Here is a 7,102-nt window from a genome sequence, read left to right as displayed (position 1 = left end):
TTCCAATAATAAAAAATTTAATTGGAAATATCCCCATAAATTGTTTTAAAAAATTCCCCTAATCAGAATATTTGACATTAAGATGTGAGGATTTTTTTATTTTGTGATATTATTATGAGTGGAGTTTGTAACTACTAGTTGGGGGGATACGGAGTGCAAGAAAATCAAAAAGTTTATGATATTACGATCATCGGTGGCGGCCCTACAGGTCTATTTACTGCTTTTTACGGGGGTATGAGGCAAGCATCGGTTAAAATCATTGAAAGTTTGCCACAACTTGGGGGTCAATTGTCCGCACTATATCCAGAAAAATATATTTATGATGTTGCTGGATTTCCAAAAATCCGCGCACAAGAATTGATAAATAATTTAAAAGAGCAGATGGCTAAGTTCGAACCTGCTGTTGCACTTGAGCAATCTGTGGAAAAGTTAGAAAAACAGGAAGATGGTATTTTCAAATTAACAACCAATAAGGAAGTTCACTATTCTAAAACGATTATTATTACTGCAGGGAACGGAGCATTCCAACCACGCCGTTTAGAACTTGAAAGTGCAACACAATATGAAAAGAAAAACCTTTATTATTTTATTGAAGATTTAAATCAGTTTGCTGGTCAAAAAGTGGTTGTATTCGGCGGGGGAGATTCCGCAGTTGACTGGGCCTTAATGCTTGAACCAATTGCTGAAAAAGTGACGATTGTTCATCGTCGTGATAAGTTCCGTGCTCATGAACACAGTGTAGAAAATCTACATAATTCCAAGGTTGATGTAAAAACCCCTTATGTTCCAGCTGAACTAATCGGTGACGAAAGCGGGATTCAACAAGTTGTTCTTGAAACAGTTAACGGAGAAGAAAAAGTGACTATTGATGTCGATGCTGTTATCTGTAATTACGGATTTGTTTCTTCGCTTGGGCCGATTAAAGAATGGGGATTGGAAATTGAAAAGAATTCCATTGTCGTTAACTCGAAAATGGAAACAAACACGCCAGGCATTTATGCCGCTGGTGATATTTGTACCTATGACGGAAAAGTGAAGCTAATTGCCTGCGGTTTTGGTGAAGCTCCAACTGCCGTTAACAATGCCAAATCCTATATTGATCCAAAAGCAAAGGTACAACCGCTTCATAGCTCTTCGATGTTTAATAAATGATAGGAAAAGGCGCCTAATCAAGGCGCCTTCTTTGTCTTTTAACATTCCTCCGGAGTTCCTGCTGCCGTTGCTGTCCGGAACGATGAACCGCAGCCGCATGAAGCGATGGCATTCGGATTTTCAATCGTAAATCCGCCGCCCATCATCGACTCTTTGAAATCTATTTTTGTTCCTTGTAAGATCGCGGAACTTTCCTTGTCAACTACTACTTGAATGCCATATTGCTCGAATTGAAGATCGTTTTCCTGGACCTCATGATCAAATCCCATTCCATAGGATAAACCACTACATCCGCCACCCTTTACACTCACTCGTAAAAAAGCATCTTCTTCGCCATTATGCTTCATCATCTCTTTTATGTGAAGGGATGCGGCTTCCGTTAAAATAACAACTTCATTGCTCATCATAACTCCCCCTTACAGGCTTTTCATATAGTATATACACAAGATACATGGGACTCAACTGATTCGATTCCCTATTTTTATAAAAAAAACTCGCCGATTGGCGAAGACAGAGACGTAGTTGCACTTATGCCTAATAGGAAAATTATATTTTCCTGTCGGCTAAAAAATGAGAGCGGATCAATGCCCTCTTCAATTAAAACATTGGATTTTCATCTAAGTATTGATAAACACGTTCGACAAGTTCATCTGGGCTATTTCCCGTGACAACCTCACCATTGACAAGGGCATAAAGAGAAGCCGCACACTTGCCACAATATCCAAGACAACCGTATTCAATAATATCCAAGTTCGGATCTTTTTGTAGTATTTCAAGTGCCTGCTGAGCACCATTTGCCAGGTTACTAATACAAAATTCAATGATCGGCTTTAGCAATGTATTCACCTCTCCACAACTAATTATCCTACTCTATTTACCCAACCCCGTCAAATAACATGTCCGGTCCGCAACTGTCAAGAATAGTGCGAAAAATGTTGTTATTTAGACACATTTTAGATATACTCTAATGTGGTTAAGTAAACTACAATCATCCTACAATTTTTATTAACAGACAAACTAATCAACCTATGAAAGCCAGATCAACAAAGGGGAAATAACCATGAAAAACCTTGTCATTCTAGGTGGAGGGTATGGAGGGATGAAGATTTTGAACGAACTTCTCCCGAACCATTTACCAGAGGACGTGACGATCACACTCGTGGATCGTGTCCCATACCATTGCTTAAAAACAGAATATTACGCATTAGCCGCTGGAACCATTTCTGATAAGGAAATACGCGTTGCCTTTCCTGAGCATCCTCGTTTGCATATGCAATATGGGGAAGTCACCACTATTGATACACTTGGTCGAAAAGTTATTCTGAAAGACGCTGAACCACTTACCTATGATGATCTTATCATTGGGCTTGGCTGTGAGGACAAGTACCATCAGGTTCCTGGTGCAGACGAATTTACTTACAGCATTCAGAACATTGAAAAGGCACGGCTCACCTATTCGGTCTTAAACAACCTCGGCCCAGGTTCTGTCGTTGGAATTGTTGGCGCAGGTTTAAGTGGCGTTGAATTAGCAAGTGAATTAAGTGAAAGTCGGGAAGACCTTAACATCAAATTATTTGATCGCGGAAGACACATCCTCTCGGCATTCCCAGAACGATTAAGCAAATATGTAGAAAATTGGTTTGTAAGAAATAATGTAGAGATTATTAATAATTCCAATATCACCAAAGTAGAAGAAAAGCGATTATACAATCATGATCTACCCATCGAGTGTGATGTCATCGTTTGGACAGCAGGAATTCAAGCGAACAAAATCGTCCGCGATATGGACGGGGAAAAAGATCGACTTGGCAGGATGGTGATTACCCCACTTCACCATCTGCCCAACGATGAACACATTTTTATTGTCGGGGACTGCGCAAGTCTTCCACATGCTCCGAGTGCCCAATTAGCTGAAGGACAAGCAGAGCAAATTGTTGAAGTATTAATGAGACGGTGGAAAGGGGAGGAACCACCAGCGTCCTTCCCACAAATTAAATTAAAGGGTATTCTTGGCTCACTCGGGAAAAAGCATGGATTCGGGATGATGGCCGACCGTCCGATTACGGGACGTGTTGCCCGCCTCTTAAAATCCGGGATTTTATGGATGTACAAATGGCATAATGGTTAATATCACCTTTAGAAATGTACGAAAAGCAAAAAGAAGAAGCATTCCTCAATACGAGAATGCTTCTTCTTTTTATATCGATTTATATCCATATTTCTCTAGTTCTGAAAAAATAGTTTTTAAACGTGGGTTTCCTTCGCCAACAATCTTTTCGTTTATCACTACAACAGGGTAAAACATATCTTCTTCAATGACTCGTTTGGCAAAGTTCATTTTTTGCTGATCACCAGATGGTTGATAAATATCCACATAGGCCATAGTAAATGGTTGGTCTGGAAACTTACGCATAATCGCTGCCTCCAGCCATTCAAATGTTTCTTTGGATGAAGGTAAATTCACACAGCTCGGACACAATGTCTCAGCTCCATACAGCACAATTTCTATTTCATTTCGATTCATCAAATCATTCCCTGTCCTTTTTTTCTATTTTATAATATTTTCATGATAAAAACTTTAATAATGTCTTTAAATATGTATTTTCCTAATTTCTGAGAATGGATTTTTGACACTGATGACATTATAATATAAGTAGGAAAGGAGTCGATTAACATGGAAGAACAAGAAATGTTTGAGCAAGTACAAGAAGTATTAGATAAATTACGTCCATTTCTTCTTCGCGATGGCGGGGATTGTGAATTAGTAGATGTAGAGGAAGGCATTGTTAAGCTCCGCTTACTAGGTGCCTGCGGTAGCTGCCCAAGCTCTACGATCACGTTAAAAGCAGGCATTGAGCGTGCTCTTTTAGAAGAAGTTCCTGGTGTAGTTGAAGTAGAACAAGTATTTTAAACTGCAAACAAAGCGATTGCCTGGACGGCAATCGCTTTTTAAGTGGTTACGCCTTGATGACGGGTTTCCATTCTTTATTCACCAGCGTCTTTGGTTCTTTGCGATTAAGAACTACTTCGATATTATCGATACATAGCCTCATCATTTCCACTCTTGTTTCCATACTAGAGCTGCCTATATGGGGAAGTGCCACCACATTTGTGAGCTTTAATAATGGATGGTCGGCACTGATGGGCTCTTTGGCAAACACATCAAGACCTGCACCAGCAATCTCCTCGGCCACAAGTGCCTCATATAACGCTTCTTCATCAACGACGGGGCCTCGACCGGCATTAATAAAAATAGCTGACGATTTCATTTTCTTAAATACATCGCGTGTAAACATATGCTTTGTATCAGGTGTCAATGGAGTAAGGCAGACAATAAAATCAGCTTTTTCCACGAGTTCAGCAAACGAAACATACATCGCACCCAATTTTTGCTCGATCTCAGGCTTTCTTGAGCGGTTATGATAGAGGATGTTCATATCGAAGCCCTTTGCCCGCTTCGCTACTGTTTCACCAATCTTCCCCATTCCCACAATACCAATCGTTTTATGATGAATATCCTGACCAGCTAACAGTAAGGGGCTCCAGCTCTCCCATTTTCCCGCCTTCACAAACTCAGCTGCTTCCACTATTCTGCGTGCTGTTGCCATGAGAAGCGCGAATGTTAAATCTGCCGTTGTATCGGTTAACACATCAGGCGTATTACAGACAGCAATTCCCTGCCGATTGGCTACCTTTAGATCAATATTATCAAATCCCACTGCTAAGTTCGCAACGACCTTCAAGTTTTTCCCAGCTGTTAAGATTCCTTCATCGATCGTGTCAGCAAGAACAGTCAACAGTGCATCTGCTTTTTCTGCTTCACCCAGCAAAATCTCTCTCGGTACAGGCACTTCCTCCTGTTCCCACATATTCACCACATAGTGTTTTTGCAGGGGCATTAATACTTCATCTGGAAGCTTTCGAGTAATATAAATATAAGGCTTCATCCAGTGTCACTTCCTATGCTGTTTTCTCCTATTTTACCATATATTCTCTTGTAAACCTTCCCAAATAGAAGTCAATTCGTCAAATTATTGAAAAAGCCACTCCAGCTGTGGTAGATTCAATTGCTTTGTAGGCGCACCTGCTATTTGGAAAAAACCTGCTAAAAATTTCTCATGATCACTAGATTGTCTAATAATTTTACTGAGTCTCTCCTCTAATATCTTCTTTTCCTGTTCGGAACGCGTAATATAATAGCTTTCTATACAATCAAAATAATGTAACGGAAAGACTAACCGGGCATATAATAACCGCCATGAAAAGGAGGATAATGGGGAAATACTTTGATACTCATCAAAAAAATGCCTTAATTCCACATCATAGGTCTGGATATTACGAAAATATCGTTCCCTTGCCCATTCAGCTAGATCTCGACTTCGATGGTCAAAAACCCAATCAAACGGGTTTTTTATCATATGGTGTTGACCCCAAGTTGTATTGGTAAAACGCTCATGACAGACTGTTCCATTATCTGTTTCTAATGGTTCATCATCCAGCTCGGTATCGACTAAATATTGAATGGCATTTTCCGTTAAGCCAAGATAGTATGGAAATGAATCAATAAACATTCGTTCAAATTCATCCTCTGGGGTCTGAAATAGAAGACCATTCCAAACTCCCTCCATCTGCTCCAAACGCTTTTCCCACAATGACTTCCATTGCCCAATTCGACTAGATCGCTCAATCTGAAATGGAACTCTCCTGCCACGTTCATGGAATTTGGCCAGCTTCCGCCCTAATTTAATCTTTTGCTGTGCATCAATTTGTTGCTTGGCTAAGACGCAATATTTATTTTGTTCCCAGTTCGTAATCAGCTGGCCTTCTTTAGAGGGCAAGATGATAGTAACATTTTGATCCCCATAATTTCTTAAATGTTCAGCAATTTTCTCCAGTTCGACGAGATCCTCTTCAGCCTTTCCTGCCGGATTAGAGATTAAATATAACCAGCCATTCCCTCTCAATGCCTCATAAGTATCTAGCTTTATATATTCCTCCACAGTTATCCCATATTGATTTTCAAGCATTTTTTGAAGCATCCCCGCACCCCCTGTCTCTCATTTCCCTTTTTATCATATGTATATGTATGGCTTTCGTAAAACTTGATGTTTTTGCAATTTAGGATAGGATAAACCATTGTGGGAATACTACTATTTTGGTTTTGAATTCTTCTCTGCATAAAATGGGGAAAATGAGTATATATATAGTGAAAACAGCTCACAAATAGCCTTGTACTGACGCTAGAATAGGCTGATATTGCCGTTCAATTATTTTACAAAGAAAAGGTGATCTTGAAATGGCAGACGACAAAAAAGTGGATCTAACCGAAGAAACCGCACGCAGATGGTTAAAAGAAAGAGGCGTTGAAATTCAAGATATGGCTGATTTGGTCTTCTTTTTACAGGAGAAATATCATGAAAACTTACAGATGGAGGATTGCATTGCCAACATAGAACGAGTCCTTTCAAAACGAGAAGTTCAAAATGCGATCATCACAGGGATTCAGCTTGATATGCTTGCAGAAAAAGGATTGTTAGAAGAACCGCTTCAATCCATCATCGGAACAGATGAAAGTCTATATGGTGTCGATGAAATCCTTGCCTTCTCGATTGTTAATGTCTACGGTTCGATTGGGTTTACTAATTATGGATATATCGATAAATTAAAACCTGGGATACTGGCACACTTAAATGATAAATCAACAGGAGAATGTCATACCTTTTTAGATGATATTGTTGGGGCGATTGCAGCAGCAGCTTCAAGTAGATTAGCCCACCGCGCCGCACGAGCTGAAGAGGAAAAGAAATAAATAAGTGGTAATCTAAACAAAAAAAGGATGGGGGTTCCATCCTTTTTTTGTTAGATCAGATAGTATAAATTTTAGCTTTGAGAATTGTCCAGCTCCAGGCACCATCGTCTCGAGGTCACAAGCCAATCCGTCGAGAAGGTT

General features: G+C 39.8%; 9 protein-coding genes. 4 read left to right on the top strand and 5 right to left on the bottom strand.

Annotation, left to right across the window (positions count from 1 at the left end; all coding sequences use genetic code 11):
• The first annotated feature begins 153 nt into the window (after positions 1-153).
• Positions 154-1,152: an NAD(P)/FAD-dependent oxidoreductase gene (locus tag TY15_RS17875; protein WP_040203888.1), complete on the top strand. Its 999-nt coding sequence runs from the start codon at positions 154-156 to the stop codon at positions 1,150-1,152.
• Between the two features lie 38 nt (positions 1,153-1,190).
• Here the strand turns inward: TY15_RS17875 and TY15_RS17870 are convergent, their stop codons facing one another.
• Entirely contained in the window at positions 1,191-1,556 is a 366-nt protein-coding gene (locus tag TY15_RS17870; RefSeq protein ID WP_040203890.1) for a HesB/IscA family protein, read from the bottom strand.
• A 193-nt stretch (positions 1,557-1,749) separates the two neighbouring features.
• Positions 1,750-1,989 (bottom strand): YuzB family protein, encoded by a 240-nt coding sequence (locus TY15_RS17865; RefSeq protein WP_040203891.1) that lies wholly within the window; start codon positions 1,987-1,989, stop codon positions 1,750-1,752.
• 223 nt (positions 1,990-2,212) lie between these two features.
• Between TY15_RS17865 and TY15_RS17860 the strand changes: the two genes are divergently transcribed.
• Complete coding sequence (locus tag TY15_RS17860; RefSeq protein ID WP_040203892.1) at positions 2,213-3,280, top strand: NAD(P)/FAD-dependent oxidoreductase; 1,068 nt, start codon at positions 2,213-2,215, stop codon at positions 3,278-3,280.
• Positions 3,281-3,349: 69 nt separating this feature from the next.
• Here TY15_RS17860 and TY15_RS17855 read toward each other — a convergent pair whose 3' ends face one another.
• Complete coding sequence (locus TY15_RS17855; protein ID WP_040203894.1) at positions 3,350-3,676, bottom strand: YuzD family protein; 327 nt, start codon at positions 3,674-3,676, stop codon at positions 3,350-3,352.
• Between the two features lie 150 nt (positions 3,677-3,826).
• Between TY15_RS17855 and TY15_RS17850 the strand changes: the two genes are divergently transcribed.
• Complete coding sequence (locus TY15_RS17850; protein ID WP_040203895.1) at positions 3,827-4,063, top strand: NifU family protein; 237 nt, start codon at positions 3,827-3,829, stop codon at positions 4,061-4,063.
• A 46-nt stretch (positions 4,064-4,109) separates the two neighbouring features.
• Here TY15_RS17850 and TY15_RS17845 read toward each other — a convergent pair whose 3' ends face one another.
• Both TY15_RS17845 and yutH read right to left on the bottom strand, forming a co-directional pair.
• On the bottom strand, positions 4,110-5,099 hold the full coding sequence (locus TY15_RS17845) for a 2-hydroxyacid dehydrogenase (RefSeq protein ID WP_040203896.1): 990 nt from the start codon (positions 5,097-5,099) through the stop codon (positions 4,110-4,112).
• Positions 5,100-5,183: 84 nt separating this feature from the next.
• A complete protein-coding gene (gene yutH, locus TY15_RS17840; RefSeq protein ID WP_040203898.1) occupies positions 5,184-6,191 on the bottom strand; it encodes a spore coat putative kinase YutH in 1,008 nt (335 codons plus the stop codon).
• A 257-nt stretch (positions 6,192-6,448) separates the two neighbouring features.
• On the opposite strand from yutH, the gene TY15_RS17835 reads away from it, so the two are divergent.
• Complete coding sequence (locus TY15_RS17835; protein ID WP_040203900.1) at positions 6,449-6,961, top strand: phosphatidylglycerophosphatase A family protein; 513 nt, start codon at positions 6,449-6,451, stop codon at positions 6,959-6,961.
• Positions 6,962-7,102: the final 141 nt, after the last annotated feature.

It is taken from the genome of Neobacillus jeddahensis (assembly GCF_000612625.1).
GTDB lineage: Bacteria > Bacillota > Bacilli > Bacillales > Cytobacillaceae > Neobacillus > Neobacillus jeddahensis.
This window is presented reverse-complemented; position numbering and strand designations above follow the sequence as displayed.

Coding starts and splice junctions, on each gene's coding strand:
- TY15_RS17850 (WP_040203895.1), top strand. CDS start 3,827: ATGGAAGAACAAGAAATGTTTGAGCAAGTACAAGAAGTATTAGATAAA.
- TY15_RS17835 (WP_040203900.1), top strand. CDS start 6,449: ATGGCAGACGACAAAAAAGTGGATCTAACCGAAGAAACCGCACGCAGA.
- TY15_RS17860 (WP_040203892.1), top strand. CDS start 2,213: ATGAAAAACCTTGTCATTCTAGGTGGAGGGTATGGAGGGATGAAGATT.
- TY15_RS17845 (WP_040203896.1), bottom strand. CDS start 5,099: ATGAAGCCTTATATTTATATTACTCGAAAGCTTCCAGATGAAGTATTA.
- TY15_RS17870 (WP_040203890.1), bottom strand. CDS start 1,556: ATGAGCAATGAAGTTGTTATTTTAACGGAAGCCGCATCCCTTCACATA.
- TY15_RS17855 (WP_040203894.1), bottom strand. CDS start 3,676: ATGAATCGAAATGAAATAGAAATTGTGCTGTATGGAGCTGAGACATTG.
- yutH (WP_040203898.1), bottom strand. CDS start 6,191: ATGCTTCAAAAAATGCTTGAAAATCAATATGGGATAACTGTGGAGGAA.